This window comes from Pseudoalteromonas denitrificans DSM 6059, assembly GCF_900112265.1.
GTDB classification, from domain to species: Bacteria; Pseudomonadota; Gammaproteobacteria; order Enterobacterales; family Alteromonadaceae; genus Pseudoalteromonas; species Pseudoalteromonas denitrificans.
The window spans coordinates 20464-43775 of record NZ_FOLO01000016.1; the positions used below are offsets into that span (position 1 = coordinate 20464).

A 23312-nucleotide genomic window follows, 5' to 3' on the forward strand; every position below is an offset into this window, starting at 1 on the left:
TTTATATCACTTCTTTTAAAGGCTCTGTTGAAATTTCATTGTATTCAATTGCATAGTTATTATCTATCAGTTCGGTTATAAATATACTGGGTTTATGTGTATCAAAAATAAGATGCACTTGATGTTTGGCACGTGTCATGGCGACATAAAATAGACGTCGCTCTTCAGCATAGCGATATGATTCATTTTTAGGTAATAAAGAGTCTAGTAAAGGAGATATCTTTTTTTGAGCTGGAAAGCCTGATTTGCCATTTTTTAAACCAATAATGATAACCTTGTCGGCTTCTTTTCCTTTACTGGCGTGGAAAGTCAAAGCATTAATATTTAATTTTTTATAAGTGTTATTTAATTGATTTATAGTGGTGGTATTTGGTAATAAATATTTATATCTTGCTAAAATATAGATGCTTTTGCTTTCTTTGCTTGTGTTATTTATTGTGCTTAAAATTGAATGTAATCTAGTGTTATTATCACCATGGTAAAGTGACACTTTAGGTTGTTTTGTGTGTATGTGGGTGAGCATTTTTTTGTTTAGCTGCTCAGGGTTTTGCATTACAAACTGAGTTGCTATATCACTAATGCTATTATTAAATCGAAAAGTTTTATCTAGGCTTGTTGTTTTAGTTGTGCCAAAGTAAGTATCAAAACGTGTTGTTAAACTGACATCAGCTCCTGTAAATCGATATATTGCTTGCCAATCATCACCAACACAAAACAGTGTCCCATCCACAACTTGCTCTCTTAAGGCTTTTATTAATTGTGCTCTTGGTTCTGATATATCTTGGAATTCGTCAACTAAAATATGACGCCATGGAGATTTAAATTGTTGGTTTTTAATATATTTGATTGATTTTATGATCATATCTTCAAAATCAATTTCATTGTTGTCAACTAGGTATTGTTGATATAACTGGTAAATAGGTGATAGCAATTCAAGCTCTATTGTAATTTGAGCTTTATTTTGTTGTGTTAAACGGCTTTGTAATGAATTTACATTAAATAAAGCGAGCTTATATAGACCTAAAAGCTGATTTAACAGCTTGGCAAGTTCATGTTTTTTAGAATCAAAATCAGTGTTTTTATGGGCGTTTAAATAAGTGTCAAAATAATACTGAGCTTTTGTTTTATAATTTTCCTGAGCTAATAACTTGGTTAATTGAGTATGGATCCAATCGAGCTTAACTTGTTCATTTTTTGCCATATTTGTTACATTAGGAGATTTTGATTCTACCGACTTAATGATATACAACCCTAAGGCATGAAACGTACAAATTTTAATTGAATTGGTTTTGAGTTTATTGCTAACGCGTAGCTTCATTTCTTCAGCTGCGTGTGACCCAAATGCAAGCAATAGAAATTCAGATGTTGTAGCTTGATTGCTTTTTAATAAATAACCTACACGGCCAATCATAGTACTGGTTTTTCCAGTACCTGCACCGGCTAAAATTAAGTTGTTTTGTTCATTCGTAATGCAAGCGATTTGTTGTTTGTCTGTCAAAGGGTTTGATTCCAAACAGTTGAAATAATCACGGTATTTTTCCCTTTGATTATTAATATATTTGCTTTGAAATGTGCCTAACTGTTTTTCATTCCATGAGCTAATATGTCGTAAAAATTTTAATGATTTTTTTATAGTATCCTCAAAATGATAAATATCTATAATTAAGGGCCAGCGATTTAACTCTGTTAAAGCCTGTTGTTGGAATGTTAACCAAGTACCTTTACGTAAATAACTTTTATTTATTTCAATTTTTTGTTTTTTAACGAGAGAGTGCAGCCGAGTTTGATGTAATTGAGCCCAATATTGTCGTGTTATTTTTAAAGCTGAACGGGCTGTTTTTTTCGATAACCAGTTAAAATTATATTTGGATTTATTGGTTTGAAACTCAATTGAGTTGAAAAATAAGCCTTTATTAATGTTGGGAGAAATACTCATTTCTAGCCAATTGATATGTATGTTATCAATTTGAATACCTTGGGCATCAATACTGAGTGAAACATGATTTTTAATGAAAAACTTACTAATCCAATGGCGAGTTAACTGCATGAAAACAAAATATAAGGGATAAATGCAGAGTATAAATAAAAAAGGGGTCGGAGTGAATAATCAATAATATTAAATGTGTCTATATTACTTTGTGAATTTAAAAAAATTAATATTTGAAAATTCATTCATTTTTTATCATAAAAATAAAATAGAGTCAGAAATTTTAATGTATAGGTAATTAATTAACTCCGACCCCTTTATAGTCAGCTACCGCGAATGGCTAGACCTAGTTCGGTAGAATAGGCCATAGAGCGACCTGATATTTTTAAGTTTTCATCAATGACATAATAAGTAGGGTAAGCTTTTATTTGATAGTTTTGCCTTACTTGGTGATTTCCAAGTAATACAGGAAAACTAATACCTAAATCTTTTGTAAATTCAGTGACTTGTTCTTGAGAGTCAAAATCAAGCGCGATAGCTATTGCATTAAGTGAGCCATCAGTTACTTTATTTTGTAAATTTGGCATGCTCACTCTACAAATAGAGCACCAAGGAGCAAAGAAATAAATCACAGTTTTTTGGTCTTTAAACTCGGCTAAACTCACTTTTTCATCAACTTTATTTAATAAAGGTAAATAAAAGTAGGGGGCTGCTAACTCTCCTGAAGAATCTAATAATGACGATTCTTTAAATATACTTACAAGATTAAATATCATAATTGCTGCGATAATTTGTATCACTATTTTTTTCAAAGTATGGGTTCCATAAAGTGATCTGTTTATACAGACCATAAAAGATTATAAATACATTCACAAAAAATGTAACTGAACTAAGATTAGTTAAAAGTCATTAATTATTAAGCTCAGACAAAATGAAGTTTTATTTTTTTCTTTTCATTTTTAATCTAATAATAATTCAGCCTCTTTTTGCATGTGATCTAACCGTGCGTTACGAGCACTTTTCGCCCGATCAAAAGAGCAAGAAACTGCAATGGTATGGTATGGATGTTGATCTTGCCAAAACTTTATTAGATAAAACAGGCTGTCGTTACCGTTTTGTTGATATTCCTTGGGGAAGGGCTATTACATTATTAAAAAAAGGTGAAATTGATATGATGCTGGGAGTTTCTAAAGTATCAAATAGAAGTCAATTTTCACATTTTATAGGGCCATATAGACAAGAAACGATTGTATTAGCAACACTTGCTGCGGAAGCGTTTTTTATAGAAGAAATAGATGAATTAAAAAAGTTAGATAAACCTATCGCGATTCAAAGAGGTGCATTTTATGGTGATGAATTTGAAACTTTATTAGCCTCTGATCCATATTCAGACATCCATTTTGTTAATATTCCAAGTTATGATGTGAAACTATATTTACTGAGAAACAAACGTATCAGTGGATTTTTTGAAGAAAAATCGAATGTTATTTTTCAAGCCAAACACAATCCTGACTTCAAAGATATTGTTGTTAATCCATTTATTATTCATTCAAATCCAGTTTATTTTGCATTTAGTAAATCAACAGTGAATGATGCACTAATTGATAAACTCAGAAAGTCCTTTTATGCTCTAAAATCAGAAAAAATGTTTGAAACTATCTTGAAGAAATATCAATAAATTAAAAATAATTTTTATTTTTACGTAAGGAATGGATATTTTTATGGGTATAAATTTTAAACTACCAGAGGATGACTTTCGTTCACTCCTCTGGTTAAGTTAATTTAGGTTACTCTTCCATACTGGCAGCAATCGCTTCTTCTTTTTCCTTCATTTCCTCAAAAGCAGCTTTAATTTCATCTAATACAGAATTAACATTTGCTTTTTTGTTATTAAATTTAAATTGACCTGTTAGTTCATAGTCTAAATCTAATTCACCTGCTTGAAATAATGCCCACATTTCTTCAGCATAATGAGTATTAAGAAGCTCAGGTGCAAATTGACCATAGTATTGGGTCATGTTTTGAACATCGCGTTTTAGCATGGCTTTAGCGTTGTTATTTGCTGCAGCATCAACAGCCTGAGGCAAATCTATGATCACTGGGCCGTATTCATCAACCAATACATTAAATTCAGATAAATCACCATGCACTAGGCCAACACATAACATGCGCATAACATAATTCATCACAACTTGATGGTCTTCAATTGCTTGTTCAGCGGGCATTTCAACATCGTTTAAACGTGGGGCAACATCACCATCATCGTCAGTAATTAATTCCATTAATAATACACCGTCATAACAGCCATAAGGTACAGGTACTCGTACACCGGCATCGGCTACTTTATACAAAGCATCCACTTCAGCATTTTGCCAAATTTCTTCTTGTTGCTTTCTACCAAACTTTGAGCCTTTTTCCATAGCTCGTGCACGACGGCTGTTTTTTACTTTTCTGCCTTCGTTATATTGTGCTGCTTTTTTAAAACTACGCTGAGCTGCTTCTTTATATACTTTGGCACAACGAATTTCATCACCGCAACGTACTGCATATACAGTTGCTTCTTTACCACTCATTAGCTGACTAATAACTTCGTCTACTAAACCTTCATCAATTAAGGGTTGGATGCGTTTTGGTGTCTTCATTGTTTATTGGTTCTTTCTCTGTGGTTAATCCGTGAAAATTCATTTTACGTTAATAAAAGAGATTTTTTAAGAAAAATTTATTTTTTTACTCTAAACCCTTGAAAGTGACTTTTTCATCCTTATATCTTTAAGCAGAGGACGCCGATAGGGTCCCTTAAAAAGTAAACATAGTTCCAACCAAACTATTTATAAATGAAAGTTAGTAATCAAACCATAATCTGGTTTTAAACTAATGCTCTAAAACTGCTCGTTCATTATGAAGAGCAAAACTTAACGATAGCTGATTCAATGAGTTAGTTATCAATATCGCTCAATGAGGATAATATTATGCGTACAATCGACTTTTCACCACTTCACCGTTCATTTATTGGTTTTGATCATTTGGCTTCATTAATTGATACCGCGAATAGAAATGAAAAACAATCAGGCTTTCCTCCATATAATATTGAACTATTAGAAGAAAATAAATATCGCATCACAATGGCTGTTGCTGGTTTCACTGAATCAGAACTCGCTATTGAGTCAGAGAATAATAATTTAAAAGTCACAGGCACTAAAGCAAATAAAGACAAAATTGAACGTAACTTTATTCATCAGGGCATTGCTGAGCGCAACTTTGAACGTAAATTTCAATTGGGTGATCATGTTAAGGTAATGGGTGCTGATATGGTAAATGGTTTATTGCATATCGACTTAGAAAGAGAAATACCTGAAGCGATGAAACCTCGCCAAATAAAAATAGGCGGCAGTAAATTAATAGAAAATTAATTTTTCAAAATATTAATCATTAAGCTGTTTATTTTAAATAGGCAGTTTCGTCAAAATAGAATGCCAAAAGGGTTCTAAATATACATAGTTCTACAAATAAAAACTTGTTCATTATGAAGAGTTTTATTAAATATCGCTCGATGAGGATAATATTATGCGTACAGTAAACTTTGCTCCATTAAACCGTTCATTTATTGGCTTTGACCAATTAACTTCCTTAATTGATACTGTTAAAAAAACAGATCAACAACCAAACTCTATACCATATAACATAGAGTCATTTGATGACAATAAATACAGAATTACAATGGCTATTTCTGGATTTACAGAGCCTGAATTACATATTGAGTCTCAAAATAACGTATTAAAAGTAACAGGTACAAAAGAGGCAAAAGAAAAACTTGCGTCTACTTTTATCCATCAAGGGATCACGAGTCAGAATTTTGAAAAGCAATTTCAGCTAGGAGATCACGTTAAAGTGATATCTGCTAATATCGAAAATGGATTGTTATATATTGAGTTAATAAGAGAAGTGCCTGAGGCATTAAAACCACGTAAAATTAAAATAGGTGATGAGTCATTACTAGAGCATTAAACGACCACTATTGCGTTTTATTTTTTCGTTATTTCCCTGACTTTTAAGCCCGAATTATCGGGCTTTTTTGTTTATATTTTTACTGTTACGGGTAAATAACCTTTAGCTTTAATGTGACCACTTAATACTTTAGCTAAAGCACTAAATATGGGGCTTTTGATTTCATGTGTATGAGAATCTAAATGTGTATTATAGGCATATGTTGCTAATGAGATATCTGCTACGTCATTAAATTGGGCTATTTCATAAGGTGTTCTTAAACTAATAAAAACTGTTTTTTTGTTATGTACTTTTGCAAATTTCAACAAATCATAAACATCTTTAGGGTTTGCTATATTTTCAATACGTTGTTTATTTGTTATTAAATCATCCATCCCCCCCATTTCAGCAGCACTTTGCTTTGGTGCAATATGAGCACCGATCACAATATTTGCATTATCAATAAAGTGTTGTGCTTTTGTTATATCAAAATTTTGCATATTTGTATGAGTAACAAACAAGGTCTTTTTAAATTGCGCCTGTAACATGCTTGATAAGGCAAGGCATTTAGTTTTATCTGGCATAATTAAATGCACAATATCTCGGTTATTAATAGGCAAAATATTATTTTGAGATGTAACTAAAGTAATCGCAGCTTCTGCGAGTTGTTGTTCAATTATTAAATTTTCAGGCTTTAATAGTTGTGTTTTAGAGTGAGAAATTTTATCAGTTAAACTAGTTGTTACATTACCAACAAGTTCATAATCATATTTTAATTTTTGAATTCGTTTAAATGATTCGCATATTTCATGTTTATCAAGTTCTCCAGCATTAACAGCATTAGCAACAGCGTCAATTAACTGGGGTAATTTATTTAGGTCTTGAGCCGTTCTGATTTTTATAGGCATTAAAGCGATATCAACACCGGCTTTAAAAGTATTGATAACAGCATCATCTTCGGTGAAAAAGTCCTTAATACCTTTCATGTCTAAGGCATCTGTGATCACGACACCTTTGTAAGCTAACTCTTCTCTGAGAATATTCGTTATCATTTTTCGTGACATTGTTGCGGGTTTCAACATTTTAACACCCGATTTGGCGATAAATTCGCTATTATCTAAATTTGGATATTGTATATGCGCAGTCATTACCATGCCGGGTGCATCATGTTTTATGATCTGTTTAAAAGGAGCGATATCCATTTTATAAACTGTTTCTAGGTCGTGCATGACGATTGGTAAACCTGTATGGCTATCAACATCTGTATCACCGTGGCCAGGAAAATGTTTAAGTGTGCTGATTATATTATGTTTTTGCATTGCAGATACTTGTGCTTGGCCAAGTTTTGCCACAACATCAGGGTTTTCACCAAAAGAACGCACGTTAATAACGGGGTTATTTTTGTTGCTATTAACATCTATGGTAGGGGCATGGTTAACATTAAACCCTAAGCTATTAAGCTCAGTTGCCAGAACTTCTGCTGTTTTTGTTGCATAATCGCAGCCATGTTCTTGATAAGTTGCACCGATAGACATATTTCCTGTAAACGCAATTGTATCAGAACGAGATGTTCTAAAAACACGACCACCTTCTTGATCAATAGAGATTAATAAAGGTGATTTTAAGCTTGAATTTGTAGCTGCTAGCTGTAAATCATGATTAAGCTTGATGATTTGTTGCGGACTTTCTAAATTATCTGAAAATAAAATAATGCCGCCAAGACTTGTTTGGCTAATCAATTGAGCAATTTCTTTTGGCAGTTGTGTCATTGCTTTTCGTGGATTTTCAGCCGTTATGGGGTGTTCATTATAAAAGCGTAAATCTATCATTATTTTTTGTGCGATTTGTACTTTTAACGATGTTTTTTTATCAGTTGCATTGGCCTGCATTGAAAGTCCTGTTTTTAAAATCATAAAGTGGCTAAAATCTAATACTTAATTCAATTATTCGCTTTCTTTGAGATTGTTATTTTATATGAAAATTTCCAATACAACAGATACTTCTTTAAACCAATATTATTTAGGCATAATGTCTGGCACGAGTCTTGATGGAATCGATGTCGCTTTGGTATCAATTTCAAAAAATGAGAATAAGACTATTTTTATAGCCGGTGAAGAATTTTCTTTTGATGATGATTTACGTAAAAAAATTCTCATGCTCTGCGAAACACAAACAACTTCATTACAAAATTTAGGGGAAATTACAAGTGAACTTAGCTTGGCCTATGCTGATGCGATAAACTTGTTTTTAATAAAACAAAAAATTGATGCTAAACAAATCAGAGCATTAGGTTGTCACGGGCAAACGGTATTTCATCAACCTGCGGGAAATAACGCCTTTTCAATGCAGCTAGTTGACGGGGCAAAAATAGCAGCAAATACACATATCACAACCGTAACTGATTTTAGATCTATGGATATTGCTTTGGGCGGTCAAGGTGCCCCTTTAGTACCTTTATTTCATCAAGGTTTAGTGGAACAAGTTCAAGCTGGCGTCAGTGAGTCTATGGTATTTTTAAATATAGGCGGTATAGCAAATATATCTGTTGTAAACCCTACACCTTTATCCGGCTTTGATACTGGTCCTGGCAATGTTTTACTTGATAGTTGGATCTATAAAATTTCAGGTAAGCGATATGATAAAAATGGTGAGTTATCAAAAAAAGGGAAATGCAATGAGAAGTTATTAAACCTTCTATTATCAGAGCCTTATTTTGATTTAACAGCGCCAAAAAGTACGGGGCGAGAACGCTTTAATTTAGCCTGGCTTGAAAGTAAATTAACATTATTAAATCAGAAAATATCTGATGCTGATGTAATGGCAACACTCATCGCTTTAACTTGTGAGCCAATTATAAAAGCTTTAATAGATTACCCGCCTGGGCAGTTATTAGTATGTGGTGGTGGCACAAAAAATAAGGCTTTAATGGAATATTTAAAAAATGCATTAGCTCAGTGGCAGGTGAAAGTGACAGATGATGTAGGAATCAGTGCAGATTACATGGAAGCAATGGCATTTGCTTGGCTTGCTCACAGATGCATAAACCGTTTGGTGGGTAATGAACCACAAGTCACTGGCGCTAAACGCGCTGAGATATGTGGTGCCATTACCCAAATTCTAAATTAAATATGAACTGTTGTTATGTATCATTAAAAATAATGTGTTTCTTCAGTTGCAAGCGTAATACCTGCTTCGTCAGTTAAATCCCATTGTTTTATCATGCGAGTGGAACCTGCTGAATTTGAACATTCAATTGCTTGATAAAGCACAGGTTTAGTATTGCTAAATGTTTCTGCTGTTGTAAATACATCAGAATAAAAGTTGCTATGGGATGATTTTCCATGGAATAAATTGAGCGTTTGTCCATAATCAATCACACTTTTACAAATGCTTTCAGTTGTACCATTACTTACGGTTATCTTACCCTGATATGACACTTCATCATGAAAAGAATAGCTTTGAGTTTGATATATAAAATTACCAACAGGCGTTACAGTGGCATCCCAAGTCACTTTAGGTACACCTGGTATTTTATGTAGAATAGTCACATCTTGATTATTTTTATCCTTACAACCAAGCTGTAATACTTTACCGTGCGTAAAATGTGATTCAGGTAAGTCGAATATAATTGCATAGTCAACATAATTTGAATAGTTAGATGGTGTTACTTGTACATTGGCTATTAATGTCCCATCCTCGCGACTGTATAAATTTGCATATTCACAATTAGATTCTGGATTATTATAAACAATATGAAACCCTAGTTTTTGAGCTGAACGGTCTGAAGTGGCAACTCTTGAAACTGGCCCTTGGCTATAATTTGTTTCAACACTTACGCCATCAATGTCAAAAATATACTGAGCTTGTGCTGATGCACTTAAAGTGAATAAACTCGCCGCTAATAAAGATAAGTTATATGTTTTCATTTAATTAAATCCTTGATAATTAATTATAAAAATTTCAACTAAGAGAGGGCCCTTCTCTATTATTAAATTCTTAAGCTCTGTTGCTTAATGAGGTAATGTTATGAGTCGGTGACAGCGTTGTCAATTTAAAATGTACCGAAATAAGAGATATTTTTTAAATGACATGTTCAAATTAAAGTAAGTGTTATCAAGTGGTTAACTTAATGCTGTGATATGTTAAATGTGTTTAATAAAGATTGATTAATTAAATTAAAATATCGATTATTCATTTAAAACTGCTATGTAAATATAATGTCATTGATTGTGTGATTTTTGCTTTGTTTTTGACAGCAGCTTTACTTTAATTAAGCAGATCTTATTTAGTAGGCTACAGTGATAGATAATTTTTTAGGTCAGAGTGTCTAATAATTATCAAAAGTTGAACTTACCCTGTCTAATAAGTATACAATAGATTGATAAGGTATATTTGTGGCCTTAGTTAAGCCTATTTCACAGGTGCGACTATTTGAATAACCTTCCGTTATTTTTCCTGTTTTACATTGCTTTAATTGCGGCTCTAAGGGTCTTAAAGCATTTTCATTGAGCTGTGGTAAAAAGAAACCTTTATCACCTGCAAATCCACAACAATTAATATCACTGGGTATAAGTACTTCATTGGCACACGCTTGCGCTAAGTTTATTATACTGTGTTCTATATTTTGTCTTTTGCTACTACAGCTGATATGCAAAGTGATGGGCGCCAATTGTGGTGTGATTTTTAAATGTTTCAAAATGAATTTATCAATAAAGTCAGTTACTTCGAATGTCTTTATTGGCATATTATCAAAACTGTAATTATCTAAAGCTAAGGTGCAAGGGCTCGCATCCATTATTATTGGAGTTTTACCATTATTTGTTAATGGATAAATGCTTGATATAAGAGCGTGTGCTGTGTTATTTGCTGTATTTTGATCGCCTTTGCTAGCCCAAGGCATGCCACAGCATAAATCATTAATATTTTTTGGGATCAAAATTTCAAAACCTGCTTTTTTAAATATTGATGATACAACTTCAAATAATGCGCGTTGATCTTCTGCATTTTTATCTTGAGCAAAAGTTCTGCCACCACAACTTGGAATATATATAACCTGTTTAATGCTATTTGAAGAGAACTGCTGTTTTGTTTTGGTGATTGCTTTAGCACCTTTTGGCCAGGCTGGATAATAAAGGGGAATTCTTTTACCTGATATTTTATTTAATAACTTAAAACTATTTTTTATTGCTAATTCGGATGCTAATTTATTTGCAATAGATATCGCCGAAAGACCCAACTTTGAAGTTGAAACTGCAAGGTTTAAATGATCCGCAGTAAATTTAGATAAATGTTTTGCAAGTCTATTTGTTGACAATTTTTCAGCACGTAATGATTTAATAAATTCCCCTGTATTTATGCCTACAGGGCATTTTAATCCACATAGTCCCGTTGCTGCACAGGTGTCGATAGCTAAATATTGATAATCTTGTTTTAAGTTATCAAGTTCCCTTTTAATTGAATTATTATTTGGCTCTATGGCTAAAATATTTTCAAGTTCAATGATCCGTCGCCATACACTAATGCGTTGCCTAGGTGTTAGGGTGAAGCCGTTTGATGGGCAAACAGATTCACAAAATCCACATTCAATGCATTTATCAATAATGTTATCGGTAGTGGGTAATGTTTTTAAATTTTCTAAATGAATATTGGCATTGTCACTAATAAGCACATCTGGATTTAAAATATTATTTGGATCAAATGCATGTTTTATTTGTTGCATAAGTTGATAGGCATCAGAGCCCCACTCTAATGCAACAAAGGGTGCCATATTACGCCCTGTACCATGCTCAGCTTTTAATGAGCCCTTAAATTGTATGGCAACTAAGTGTGAAACATCTTGCATAAATTTGCTATAACGGTCTATTTGTTTTTGTTCATTAAATGACTGAGTAAAAACAAAATGCAAATTACCATCTAACGCATGGCCAAAAATAATGGCTTCATCATACTGATATTTTTTAAATAAGCCCTGTAGTGCCTGTACACCACTCCCTAAGTGCTCTGTTGGAAATGTCACATCTTCAATTACAACGGTTGTGCCCGTTTTTCTGACTGCGCCAACGGCTGGAAATGTTGCTTTGCGTATTTGCCAAAGTTCAGAGCATATTAAGTGATCTTTTGTAAATTCAACTTGCGCAATAATACTTGAATTAAATTGCGACATTAATACTTGGGCTTTTTGTTGTATTTGATCTAGAGCGTTTGAATCTGGTGCGTGGATTTCTATTAATAATGCGGCTGCGTTTTCATGTAAATGGCTTATTTTATTTTTCTGTAAACATGTTTGTAATAAAGCCCTGTCCGCAACGCTTCTCAGTGACCGTACATCTAACAACTCAATGGCTGCTATTTCTAACTTTGCTAATTGTGAAACTAAGTTACAGGCTAAAGTAACATCATCAAAAATATAAAAACCTGTTACTTTATTATGGTAATCATCAACTGTATTAAAAGTAATATCGGCAATGAAGCCTAATGTGCCTTCACTGCCTATCATTAAATGTTTTATAACATCTATTGGGTGTTCAAAATCTAGCAGTGAATTTATGCCATAACCACATGTATTTTTATAGCGGTATTTATTACGAATTAGAGCAGACAATTGAGTATTATCTTTTACTGTATTTAATAACTGATTTATTGTGTTAATGAGTTCAGGTTTATTGATAATAAAAGAGTGACAGCTATTTTTATCACTGGTATTTAGTTCGGTACCATCTGCAAAGATTATCGTCATATCTGCTAAGGTATGATAGCTATTTTGTTTTACACCACAGCACATGCCTGAAGCGTTATTCGCAGCTATGCCACCAATTTTGCAGCTATCAATTGATGCGGGATCTGGCCCTATTTTTTTATTGTAGGGCAGTAATAATTGATTTGCTTTTGCGCCTATTATGCCCGGCTGTAAACGTATTTTATTACCTGAGTTTGATATGTCGGCTTGCTGCCAGTCAGAAGTTAAAGTGATTAAAACTGAATCTGTGATCGCTTGACCTGATAAACTGGTGCCTGCAGCTCTAAAGGTAAGCGGCACGTTATATTTATTAGCGAGTATCAAAACGTGTTGAACTTGATCTTTATTTTTAAGTGCTAATATGAGCTTTGGCACTAAACGATAAAAGCTGGCATCTGTGCCATAAGCATAACGTTTAGAATAAGATGTTATCATTTCATTAGGGGTTAAAAAGCGCTGTAATTGAGATTTGAAATGTGAAAATAACGCGTCTGTCATACATACCCTTAAATAAAAATGCTTTGATTTTAATAATTTAAATATTATTAATAACCAAAGCATTATACCTATATATATGGAGTTATATAGAGGCTAGTAGGGTATTACTCACATTCATTTAGTCGGTGGGCATCTGATTTTGGTGATGCTGCTTTTATTAGGTTTAGCTGAGTTCTGACTTGTTTATGCATACTCAACATTTGTTCAAAATTATCTTCATCACTAACTTCAACTTGCTCAGATAGCACTTGATCTAAATGAGATACTTCTTTTTTCCAGTCGTTCATAATAATACTCCGGTTAAAATTGTGATCTTGCAATTTTAAGACCTGACAATTAGGCCTATTTTTATATTAATATCGCTAATTTGCTTTGCAAAATGCGATGCATAAGAAGTGAGAGACATCTTAACGGGAGAATTATACCTGATTGGTTAAAAATTGTATTATTTTGATTGCTTATATCTAGTATATTAAATTGTAATTTGTCTGGTTGTAAGTATATCGCAATATTAAGCTATCCATGCCTTTGATAACTTGAGATAATCACCACATAAAATACCTATTAACTTTGTAATATGAAAAAATTACTCAGATCAAACAGCATTCGATCTTGAAATATAGGTTATTCAAAAACTCTTATTCTAAACATAATATATTCATCGGAATAGGACATCATTTTATTTAGGTTTTCATGACAATATTACAACTGAGATAGATAACTATCTCAGTTGTAAACATAGCTGATAGCCACATTATTTCATTTAGGTATTTATGAAAATATTACATACATCAGACTGGCATCTTGGGCAGCATTTTATTGGGAAAAGTCGTGCAGGCGAACATCAAGCATTTATTACTTGGCTCTTGATGCAAATAGTAGAACATAAAATTGATGCTGTGATTATTGCTGGCGATGTCTTTGATACTGGGGCTCCGCCAAGTTATGCCCGTGAAATATATAATCGTTTTGTTGTAGAAATTAATCAGCTAAATTGTCAACTTGTAGTATTGGGCGGTAATCATGACTCGGTATCGACCTTAAATGAATCAAAAGCCTTATTAGCATATTTAAATACTCAGGTTATCGCAAATGTAACCGAAGACTTAGAGGCCCAAATTATCACTTTAAATCATTGTCATGGTGATAATAAAGGTAAAGCAGGAGCCATTTTATGTGCAATCCCTTTTATTCGACCTAAAGATGTAATGACAAGTAAAGCGGGAGAGTCCGGGGCTGATAAACAACAAGCCTTAGGTCAGGCAATAAAAGATCATTATGCAACACTTTATCAGTTAGCGGTTATTAAAAAAGAGAGCTTAAATGCAGAATTACCTATCGTAGCGACGGGTCATTTAACGGCTTTGGGTGTAAAAACGTCTGATTCAGTCCGTGATATTTATATCGGTAGTTTAGAGGCTTTTTCAGCATCTGAGTTCCCCCCAGCAGATTATATTGCATTAGGTCATATTCATCGTCCGCAAGTTGTCGCTAAATCAGAGCATATTCGTTATTGTGGTTCGCCTATTCCTTTGAGTTTTGATGAACTTGGTACAGATAAACAAGTATTGGTTGCTGAATTTGAAAATGGAAAACTAAAACAAACAATATCTTTAAAAGTACCACTTTTTCAGCCTATGGCTGTAATTAAAGGTGATTTAGAGAGTATTGAAAACCAGCTTAAAGCGTTTGAAAGTCACTCAGAAGATTTACCTGTTTGGTTATATATTGAAGTACAAACGCAAGATTATTTAAATGACTTGCAGCAAAGAGTGTCGCTCTTAACAGCAGACTTACATGTTGAAGTTTTACAGCTTCGCCGTGCTCGGACTAATCGTCAAGTTTCTATCCAAAGACAACAAAAAGAAGTATTGGCCGAGCTTTCGCCAATGGATGTATTTGAACGTCGATTATCACAAGAAGTATTTGATACTCAAGATGAACAAGAAAAAGCAATACGCATTACTGAAACATTTAAAGCCATAGTACTTGATGTTCAGGAGGTTAAAGCATGAAAATATTAAGCCTCAGATTTCAAAATATTAACTCTCTAAAAGGTGAATGGAAAATAGACTTTACCCAAGCTCCTTTTAACGATAATGGTTTATTTGCCATAACGGGACCTACGGGAGCGGGAAAAACAACCATTTTAGATGCAATATGTTTGGCCTTGTATCATAGAACACCCAGACTGAATAATATCTCTAAAACGACCAATGAGCTGATGACCCGAGATACCGTTGAGTGTATGTCTGAAGTTGAGTTTGAAGTCAAAGGAGTCGGGTACAGAGCTTTTTGGAGTCAAAAACGCTCCCGGGGTAAAATTGAAGGTAATTTACAAGATGCCAAGGTTGAATTAGTTAAACTTAATATAAGTGGTGATGATGACATCTTAGCTTCTCAGGTTAAAACTAAAACGCAACTAACAGAAGAAATTAGTGGTTTAGACTTTGCGCGTTTTACAAAATCTATGTTGTTATCTCAAGGCCAGTTTGCTGCATTTTTAAATGCTGAACCAAACGAGAGAGCTGAATTATTAGAACAACTCACAGGGACAGAAATATTTAGCTTAATTTCAGAAAAAGTGCACCAAGATTTCAGCTTACTAAAAAATGATTTAGCAAGATTAAAAGATAAAGCACAGGACGTTGATGTTTTATCTGAAGAAGATTTAGTTAATTTAAAACAGCTGCATACTGATAATCAAATAAGTTTAGAAAATAAAATTAAAAATAAAAAAACGATAACTGAACAGCAAACGTGGTTAAAAAAATATGATGAAGCGAAACATAACTTAATACAATCAGAAAATAATTTAGTATCAGCACAAAAAAATATTGATGCGCAACAAGATAGCTTTGAAAAATTAGCGAATTGCGAACCAGCAGAAAAGCTCAGAGCACAATTTGTATTATTAAATAATGTTAAGAAGAAACAGACTTCATTACAGCATAAACAAGGAGAGTTAAGTGCAGAGCAACAAGTCGCTGAAAAAGTCGCTGCTGAGTTATCTCAAAATTTAGCTTTAAGTAACAATGAATTTGAAAAACTTAACAAAGCACATAATGACTTAAACCTGCTATTAAATGACAAAGTTGTTCCATTAGATGCAAAGTGTAGCCAATTAACTGATGAACTTAATAAGCTGCAACAACATATTGATACTTTAGTTGAAGCTGATAATACACTTAAAAAAGAACAAAATACGCATCAAGAAACAGAGAAAAAGATGCAATCTGAGCAGGCTAAATTGACTGATTATTTAGCTGAACATAAACACAATGCAAACTTGGTTGAGCAATTACCTGTTTGGCAAATGAAGTTTGCTACTTTAACTAAATTAAAAGAGCAAGAACAAGGGCTTAATCAAAGTTTAAAAACGGCTCAATCAGGATTAGTAGAACAGCGTTCGGTCCTTGAAAAAACACAGAACATCATTAATCAAAGCATTGAAAATACTAAGTTACAACAAGAAGCGTTACAAGAGCAAAAGCAGAACTTAGACACTTTGCTTAATAACGATGAACTCAGTCATTTAAAACAAGAATTATTACTGTTAAATCAGCGACAACCTCAGCGTTCTACTTTAAGTCATAGCAGCGACCAATGGCATAAGTTGCAATTTGAACAACAAGAACTCACGCAAAAACATCATGTTTTACAGCAAAATATAGCGGCTTATGAGCAGCAGATATTACAACTTCGAGCTGATTATCGCCCTAAATTACAAATACAAAAAGACTTACAGAAATTATTAGATCAAGAGCGGAAAATTACAGACTTAACCCAAGCAAGATCTCAATTACAATCTGGTGAGGCATGCCCTTTATGTGGTTCATATGAGCATCCATCAATTGGCCATTATCAAACCATAAATGTTTCTGATACAGAGCAAAGATTAAACGTTATAACCACTGAATTAGATGCCATAAAAGCCAATGGTGAAAATTTAAAAACACAACAAGCAGTTGCTAATGACCAATGTGAAGCCGTAGCTAAACAGTTACAGCAATTAATAGATACATCGAAAATACTCACAACACAGTGGCAAACTATTTGTAATGAATTAAAAATTCAAATCACGATAGATAATGTAAATGGCTTTAATCATTACATAACGCAATGCACACAACAGCAAAGTTACTTAGTTGAGCATATTAAACACATTGAACAGCAAGAATTAAAATTAAGGGAGCTACAAACCCTTGTAGATGCTTCTGTTAATGCACAAACACAACATACCCACCAAGTTGAATTAGCAGAACAAAAAATATCTACTTTTGGTCAGCAAATTCAAGCTGCTGAATTAGAAATAAAAAATGTAATTGAGCAATATCATGCAGATGAAAAAGCATTAGAGAATACGTTTGAAAGTTTAGCATTCACTTTACCTGAACATGATGATGCAACTACTTGGTTTGAAGAAAAACAACAGGATTCAAAAAACTATATTCAGGCTAAAGAAAGCATGACTGCACTGCAAGATAAATTAACCGCAGTATCGGTCACCAATGATAATTTAGCTAATCAGATTGCACAATCACAAATCAAGTTGAAGCAAGAGTTTGATAGGCTTAATAAAGCAAAACAAAATCTGGATACTGAAAAAACAGCGCGTTTTGAATTATTTGCTGATAAAAAAGTGACAGAGCAAAGAGCGCTGAGCGAAAAAAGCGTAATTGAAGCTCAGGAACAATACAAACATGTTCAAGTTGATGCGCAAAATGCCTCTCAAGAATTGACTAAATTAAACGCTCAATTAGATGAACTTAATATTCAACTTAATGGGATAAATACTGAACAAAAGCAGGAGCAGAACAATTGGCTGCAACAATTAGAGTCAAGTCCATTTTCTGAGCAATCTCAGTTCGAGTCCGCCTTGCTTGATGAAGCTAAGCGTGAAGAATTAATTGTTTTAAAACAAAGTTTACAAACAAGTTTAGATGGTGCTCAAGCGCTACAAGTTGAAGCAAAAAAACAGTTAGATATGATTAAAGATCATGATGAAAGGAGTCAATTATTAGAGTTGAGTTTATCTGAAATCACTGAGCAGCTCGCACAACTTGAAGTTGAGATACTGGCATTAACTGAAAGCATTGCAAATACAAAATTTAAATTAACTGAAAATGATAAAAAACAGCAAAATCAAGAATCCTTACTTGATCAAATCGTAAAGAGCCAAGTTCAATACGATGATATGTCTTATTTACATGCGCTGATTGGTTCTCAAAAAGGTGATAAATTTAGAAAGTTTGCCCAAGGTTTAACACTTGATCATCTTGTGTATCTTGCGAATAAACAACTTGATAGATTACATGGACGTTATTTATTACAGCGCAAACAAACAGAAGCTTTAGAGCTACAAGTCATTGATACTTGGCAAGGTGATACGGTACGTGATACTAAAACCTTGTCAGGTGGCGAAAGCTTTTTAGTGAGTTTAGCTTTAGCCTTGGCCTTGTCTGATTTAGTGAGTCATAAAACCAGCATAGATTCATTATTTTTAGATGAAGGATTTGGTACTTTAGATAGTGAAACGCTCGACATTGCACTAAATGCCTTAGATAGCCTAAATGCCAGCGGTAAAATGATAGGTGTGATCAGTCATATTGAAGCGATGAAAGAGCGTATTCCAGTTCAAATTTTAGTTAAAAAAATGAATGGATTAGGCGTAAGTCAGTTAGAAGATAAGTACCGGGTTTAATTTAGTTTAAAGAGGTAAAAAGGGGTCACCTAGAGTGAATATGGATAAACTGAAACAAGCACTCATTGCTTTAGAACTTAAGTTGATTGAACCTGAAGTGCGTAGTTGTAAAGCGATGTTAGGGCAATTATTAGCGGATGATTTTATGGAGTTCCCCGCAAGTGGCGGTGCCCCATATTACAAAGAGGGTGTTTACGACAGACTAACAGATGAAGTGCCCTTTACTGTAGTTCAACAAGACTATCAATTAAGGGTTTTAGCAGATGATATTGCACAACTGATATACAAGGCCAAAATATGTGTTAAAGGAGCATCTAACATTAAATATTCACACAGAAGTTCGATATATAAACATAATGGTAAGCATTGGCAAATGCAATTTCATCAAGGAACGCCCTGTGAGTCATTTATTTAATAAAAAGGATGTGTGATCAGTGTCGCTAAGTGAGCGAGTGATAAGTATATTAAAGGTGCAATTTGGCATGCAAATATATGTTAAGCATTTCAAACTATGTTGTTAAGTGAATTAACGATAAATATGTTAAAGGTGAGGTATACAAACGCCTCACATATTCAAGTTTTATGGCGTGATTGTGCTTTAAGTTTCAAAGGAGCGTGTAATTTGTGTTGTTAAGTGAACTTGCTATAAGTACTTTAAAGGCGGCGTTTGGGAATGGTATACAAATTACAAATGTGACGCTTATTCAAGCTTTATGGAGTGATTTTGGTCAATTGCTCAGAGTTGAATTAGTTAAAGCGCCAGTGAAAAGTGTGATTATAAAACGTATATCCGTACCAAATGATAAACATCATCCAAAGGGTTGGCACAGTGTTCATGCTTCACAGCGCAAAGTTCGCTCCTATCAAGTAGAAAGCCATTGGTATCAGAAGATGTCAAAAAGCTGTCAAGCAAGGGTTGCCAAATGCTTTTTAGTTTCATCAAAATATGATGAAACTGTGATTGTGCTAGAAGATTTAGCGCTATGTGAATTTACACCTAAAACTCAGGTCTTTAGCCTGCAGCAAGTTAAACAGTGTCTTGATTGGTTAGCAAAATTTCACGCTCAGTACTTAAATATTCAATCGAATCGTTTATGGCACATTGGCAGTTATTGGCATTTGGCTACGCGAAGTGGAGAATTGGCTGCTATGGCTGATCAACAACTTCAATTTTATGCTAAAGATATAGATAATAAGTTGAATCGTTGTCAGTATCAAACCTTGGTACATGGAGATGCAAAACTCGCTAATTTTTTATTTAATAAACAAAAAAAACAAGCTGCAGCGGTTGATTTTCAATATATTGGAGGGGGTGTTGGTATTAAGGATGTGATGCTTTTATTGAGCAGTATGCCCCAAAAATTAATGGCACATGAACAAGCCTTATTAAACTTTTATTTTATGCAGTTATCACAATATTTAGACCATTTTCATCCTAATGTGAAAACACAGGATGTATGCCATCAATGGCGTGAATTATACCCTTATGCATGGGCTGACTTTGTTCGTTTTTTAAAGGGCTGGTCACCTGAACATGCAAAGTTAAATACACATAGCTTATCCCTTACTGAGCAAGTATTACATAATTTAAAAAGTGGTCATGATACAAGCAGTCCTACTTCGAATTGAAAGCAAGGCTGCAATTTTATTTACCATATATAGCACTTAGCTGTATAGAATATGAGACTTACTTACGTTTAATGGCTTCAATTACAGATAGAGGCCCAAAAGAGGTGTGTATTTTAGCTATGTCAAATCCAGCGTATTGCAATAAATCTTGCCACTGAATAAGCGTTCTTTCTTTTCCGTTTAAAGTTAACATCATGTGTATATCAAAAAATTTACTTAAATGAGGCTCGTTTGGTTCAGGAATAGGACCAAACTCAGCAATGAATATTTTACTTGTTGGCTTCATTACCCGGTTAATATTTGAGAGAATTTTAATGCATAAGGCATCATCCCAGTCATGTAAAATATGTTTTAGAAAATAACCATCACAGTTAGGAGGTACGGCGTTAAAAAAATCACCAGGCTCAAGTGTCATTCTTTGCGTCGCATTCACATTTGATATCACTGCGGGTTGATCAAATAAAACCCCTTGCATATGCGGGTTATGAGCTAAAATTGCTTTAAGTAAATCACCATAAGAGCCACCTAAATCAACTAATGTTTTGATGTCAGAAAAATCTAAACTTTCCATCGCATTAATCATGGCTATTTCATCATGGGTATAACTGCCCATTGCTTTTGAAAATACATCTAAATGTTCAGGTCGGGTTTGAAACAAGTCAAAATAATTATCTACATTGAACACTTTTTTTGATGCTAACTCACCCGTTTTTAAATTTTCAGCTAAGTGGGTCCATAACATGACATGTTCATAACTTGCTTCAAGTAAGACTTTATTTACTAACGATTGTGGGTGAGAGCGTGTTAAGTAATTGCCCATGTCGGTTAATGAAAAATGGTCATCATATGTGTGTATGACTATACCTAAAGTTGCTAATGCCCGTAATAGTCTATAACAGTTGTCATTCTTTAAATTACATTGTGTTGCTATCGCTTGTGAAGTTAAGGTTTTACCTTCCAATGCATCTCCCATGTTATTTTTTACAAAGGCAAAAACCATTTGAGAAACCCAGTGCCCGCTTGAGTATTGGGCTATTTGTTCGATTGCATTCATATGAGTCCTGTACAGCTAATTTTATTTTTAAAAATAGTGCCATTTATTTCTTAAGATAGTCTTAAGTTTGGTAGGCTTTAAGTACAAAATACTTTTTAATATGCTTTGAATAGGTAAAAAATTACAACCTAAGGGCGTGTTTTTACATCAGGTTGATAATCTATTTCACCAGTATCATTTACCGTTAGATATTTATCATCATTTTGGAATACAGCAAGGTTTCCATCGTCTTTTTTTCTGATGAAAGCCAGTTCAAAACCCAAATTTTCAGCTTCATCTAAATGAGACTCTTGAGATAAAGTTAATGCTTTAAGTAGACTTTGAAGCTCTGCTTCTATTTTTCGCCGATCTTTCATTGTTATTCCCTCCTTCATTGAGAATAGAAACATAATCTAGGTTTGTCGAAACGACAGCTGAATTAAAAGTATTTAATTATAAGGTTTAATTTTGAGTTTATGGTTTGTAACTTAGCATTATGCTTTTTGATAAAATGAGTTGTATACTTTTTGATATTCTAAAATAAGGTTTTAATCAAGCTTAGAAACAGGCATGACTAAAATAAGATATGTACTCAAATGCCACATATTTCTTTATTAGCTTTAAAGTATTTATTTGTTATGAATATTTGTATGTTTTGTTCAAACTTAGTGCATGCTTCAATGTCACTTAATACCCCCGTAAAAAAATGCAAAACTTGGGCTCTTTGGGATGATTTTAAACAAAATTTTATTACTCAAGATGGCAGAGTGATTGACTTGCAATCAAAAAATTATATTTCAACTTCTGAAGGGCAGTCCTATGCGTTGTTTTTCTCTTTAATTGCAAACGATAAAATCATGTTTAAAAAATTGTTAGCTTGGAGTCAAAATAATTTAGCTTATGGTAATTTAAATAATCATTTACCTGCGTGGGTGTGGGGGTTAAAAAAAGATAAGCGTTACGGCATTATAGATAAAAATCCGGCTACAGATGCAGATTTATGGCTTGCGTATACGCTAATTGAAGCTGGACGTTTATGGCAAAATAAGCCTTATAAAGCACTAGGGTTACAATTATTAAAACAAATAATAAGTAAAGAAACCGAGCATATTCCTGGTTTAGGTTTGTCATTATTACCAGCTCCATATGGGTTTAAATTAGATCATAATATTTGGCGTTTAAATCCCAGTTATCTACCGCTGCCAATATTAAAACGATTTTCTATTAAACCAGGCTTTGCAACTTGGAAAAATATATATAAAACATCAGCTAAAACAATATTACACACTTCAATAAAAGGTTTTTCACCTGACTGGGTACTTTATTCTAAAAATAAAACGTTTCACTACAGTATAAAAAATACTGATTTAGGCAGTTATGATGCAATAAGGGTTTATTTATGGGCCGGTTTAATGAATGAAAAAGCAGAGTATAAAACACAGCTATTAAAGCAATTGTCACCTATGGTAAATAGCACTAAAGCATTGGGTTCAGTTCCTTTAAATACTTATGCTAACACTGGGAAATATAAAAAAAAGGCATCATCAGGTTTTATGGCCGCTTTATTGCCTTTATTAAAAAATACACACAATCACTTTTTTTACCAACAAGAATACCAAAACTTACAAATCGCACTTTTAGAAAAACCGAATAAAAATTATTACCAAAGTGTTTTAATGCTTTTTAGTTTAAGTTTTATTGATGGCTTATACCACTTTGATAAAAACGGCTTTCTATTTACTCATTGGAATAATCAAAATTGCGTGAGCATATAAGTGTGATAAAACATAAATGATTTAGC

18 protein-coding genes are annotated in these 23312 nt (G+C 33.4%); 9 read left to right on the forward strand and 9 right to left on the reverse strand.

All coding sequences use genetic code 11. From position 1 onward, the window contains the following. Position 1 precedes the first annotated feature (1 nt). Positions 2-2047: a DNA helicase IV gene (helD, locus tag BM088_RS11690; RefSeq protein WP_091983905.1), complete on the reverse strand. Its 2046-nt coding sequence runs from the start codon at positions 2045-2047 to the stop codon at positions 2-4. 203 nt (positions 2048-2250) lie between these two features. Next, complete coding sequence (locus tag BM088_RS11695) at positions 2251-2739, reverse strand: peroxiredoxin family protein (RefSeq protein WP_245763812.1); 489 nt, start codon at positions 2737-2739, stop codon at positions 2251-2253. A 119-nt stretch (positions 2740-2858) separates the two neighbouring features. Between BM088_RS11695 and BM088_RS11700 the strand changes: the two genes are divergently transcribed. After that, positions 2859-3605 carry a substrate-binding periplasmic protein gene (locus BM088_RS11700; protein ID WP_091983907.1) on the forward strand — a complete coding sequence of 249 codons (747 nt, stop codon included), beginning with the start codon at positions 2859-2861 and terminating at the stop codon, positions 3603-3605. Positions 3606-3714: 109 nt separating this feature from the next. On the opposite strand, the gene BM088_RS11705 is transcribed toward BM088_RS11700, so the two are convergent. Then, positions 3715-4569, reverse strand: a complete 855-nt coding sequence (locus tag BM088_RS11705; RefSeq protein WP_091983909.1) for a PA4780 family RIO1-like protein kinase — start codon at positions 4567-4569, stop codon at positions 3715-3717. Between the two features lie 327 nt (positions 4570-4896). On the opposite strand from BM088_RS11705, the gene BM088_RS11710 reads away from it, so the two are divergent. After that, complete coding sequence (locus BM088_RS11710) at positions 4897-5337, forward strand: Hsp20 family protein (protein ID WP_091983911.1); 441 nt, start codon at positions 4897-4899, stop codon at positions 5335-5337. Between the two features lie 154 nt (positions 5338-5491). Further along, entirely contained in the window at positions 5492-5932 is a 441-nt protein-coding gene (locus tag BM088_RS11715; protein WP_091983913.1) for an Hsp20 family protein, read from the forward strand. Between the two features lie 71 nt (positions 5933-6003). On the opposite strand, the gene BM088_RS11720 is transcribed toward BM088_RS11715, so the two are convergent. Beyond that, the gene (locus BM088_RS11720; protein WP_245763813.1) at positions 6004-7800 is read right to left on the reverse strand and encodes a glycoside hydrolase family 3 protein; all 1797 of its coding nucleotides are present in this window, start codon (positions 7798-7800) and stop codon (positions 6004-6006) included. An 85-nt stretch (positions 7801-7885) separates the two neighbouring features. Here BM088_RS11720 and BM088_RS11725 point away from each other — a divergent pair, with 85 nt between their 5' ends. Next, positions 7886-9037 (forward strand): anhydro-N-acetylmuramic acid kinase, encoded by a 1152-nt coding sequence (locus tag BM088_RS11725; RefSeq protein ID WP_091983915.1) that lies wholly within the window; start codon positions 7886-7888, stop codon positions 9035-9037. Positions 9038-9060: 23 nt separating this feature from the next. Here BM088_RS11725 and BM088_RS11730 read toward each other — a convergent pair whose 3' ends face one another. The 3 genes from BM088_RS11730 to BM088_RS11740 all read right to left on the reverse strand — a co-directional run bounded on the left by BM088_RS11730 (position 9061) and on the right by BM088_RS11740 (position 13432). Continuing rightward, on the reverse strand, positions 9061-9837 hold the full coding sequence (locus BM088_RS11730) for a hypothetical protein (protein ID WP_091983917.1): 777 nt from the start codon (positions 9835-9837) through the stop codon (positions 9061-9063). Between the two features lie 401 nt (positions 9838-10238). Next, positions 10239-13145: an FAD-binding and (Fe-S)-binding domain-containing protein gene (locus BM088_RS11735; RefSeq protein ID WP_091983919.1), complete on the reverse strand. Its 2907-nt coding sequence runs from the start codon at positions 13143-13145 to the stop codon at positions 10239-10241. Positions 13146-13249: 104 nt separating this feature from the next. After that, positions 13250-13432 (reverse strand): hypothetical protein, encoded by a 183-nt coding sequence (locus BM088_RS11740; RefSeq protein WP_091983921.1) that lies wholly within the window; start codon positions 13430-13432, stop codon positions 13250-13252. Between the two features lie 486 nt (positions 13433-13918). Between BM088_RS11740 and sbcD the strand changes: the two genes are divergently transcribed. From sbcD to BM088_RS11760, 4 genes are all read left to right on the forward strand, one after another. Further along, entirely contained in the window at positions 13919-15160 is a 1242-nt protein-coding gene (gene sbcD / locus BM088_RS11745) for an exonuclease subunit SbcD (RefSeq protein ID WP_091983923.1), read from the forward strand. Continuing rightward, positions 15157-18849, forward strand: a complete 3693-nt coding sequence (locus BM088_RS11750; RefSeq protein ID WP_091983925.1) for an AAA family ATPase — start codon at positions 15157-15159, stop codon at positions 18847-18849. Before sbcD ends, BM088_RS11750 begins: the two co-directional genes overlap by 4 nt. Positions 18850-18889: 40 nt before the next feature. Then, on the forward strand, positions 18890-19264 hold the full coding sequence (locus BM088_RS11755) for a nuclear transport factor 2 family protein (RefSeq protein WP_091983927.1): 375 nt from the start codon (positions 18890-18892) through the stop codon (positions 19262-19264). Between the two features lie 209 nt (positions 19265-19473). Beyond that, a complete protein-coding gene (locus BM088_RS11760) occupies positions 19474-20478 on the forward strand; it encodes an ecdysteroid 22-kinase family protein (protein WP_245763814.1) in 1005 nt (334 codons plus the stop codon). A 58-nt stretch (positions 20479-20536) separates the two neighbouring features. On the opposite strand, the gene BM088_RS11765 is transcribed toward BM088_RS11760, so the two are convergent. Together BM088_RS11765 and BM088_RS11770 are read right to left on the reverse strand one after the other, a co-directional pair. Next, positions 20537-21532, reverse strand: coding sequence for a methyltransferase (locus BM088_RS11765; protein ID WP_091983929.1), 996 nt, complete (start codon positions 21530-21532; stop codon positions 20537-20539). 128 nt (positions 21533-21660) lie between these two features. Further along, positions 21661-21888, reverse strand: a complete 228-nt coding sequence (locus BM088_RS11770) for a hypothetical protein (RefSeq protein WP_091983931.1) — start codon at positions 21886-21888, stop codon at positions 21661-21663. A 219-nt stretch (positions 21889-22107) separates the two neighbouring features. Between BM088_RS11770 and bcsZ the strand changes: the two genes are divergently transcribed. After that, positions 22108-23286: a cellulose synthase complex periplasmic endoglucanase BcsZ gene (bcsZ, locus tag BM088_RS11775; RefSeq protein ID WP_091983933.1), complete on the forward strand. Its 1179-nt coding sequence runs from the start codon at positions 22108-22110 to the stop codon at positions 23284-23286. Positions 23287-23312: the final 26 nt, after the last annotated feature.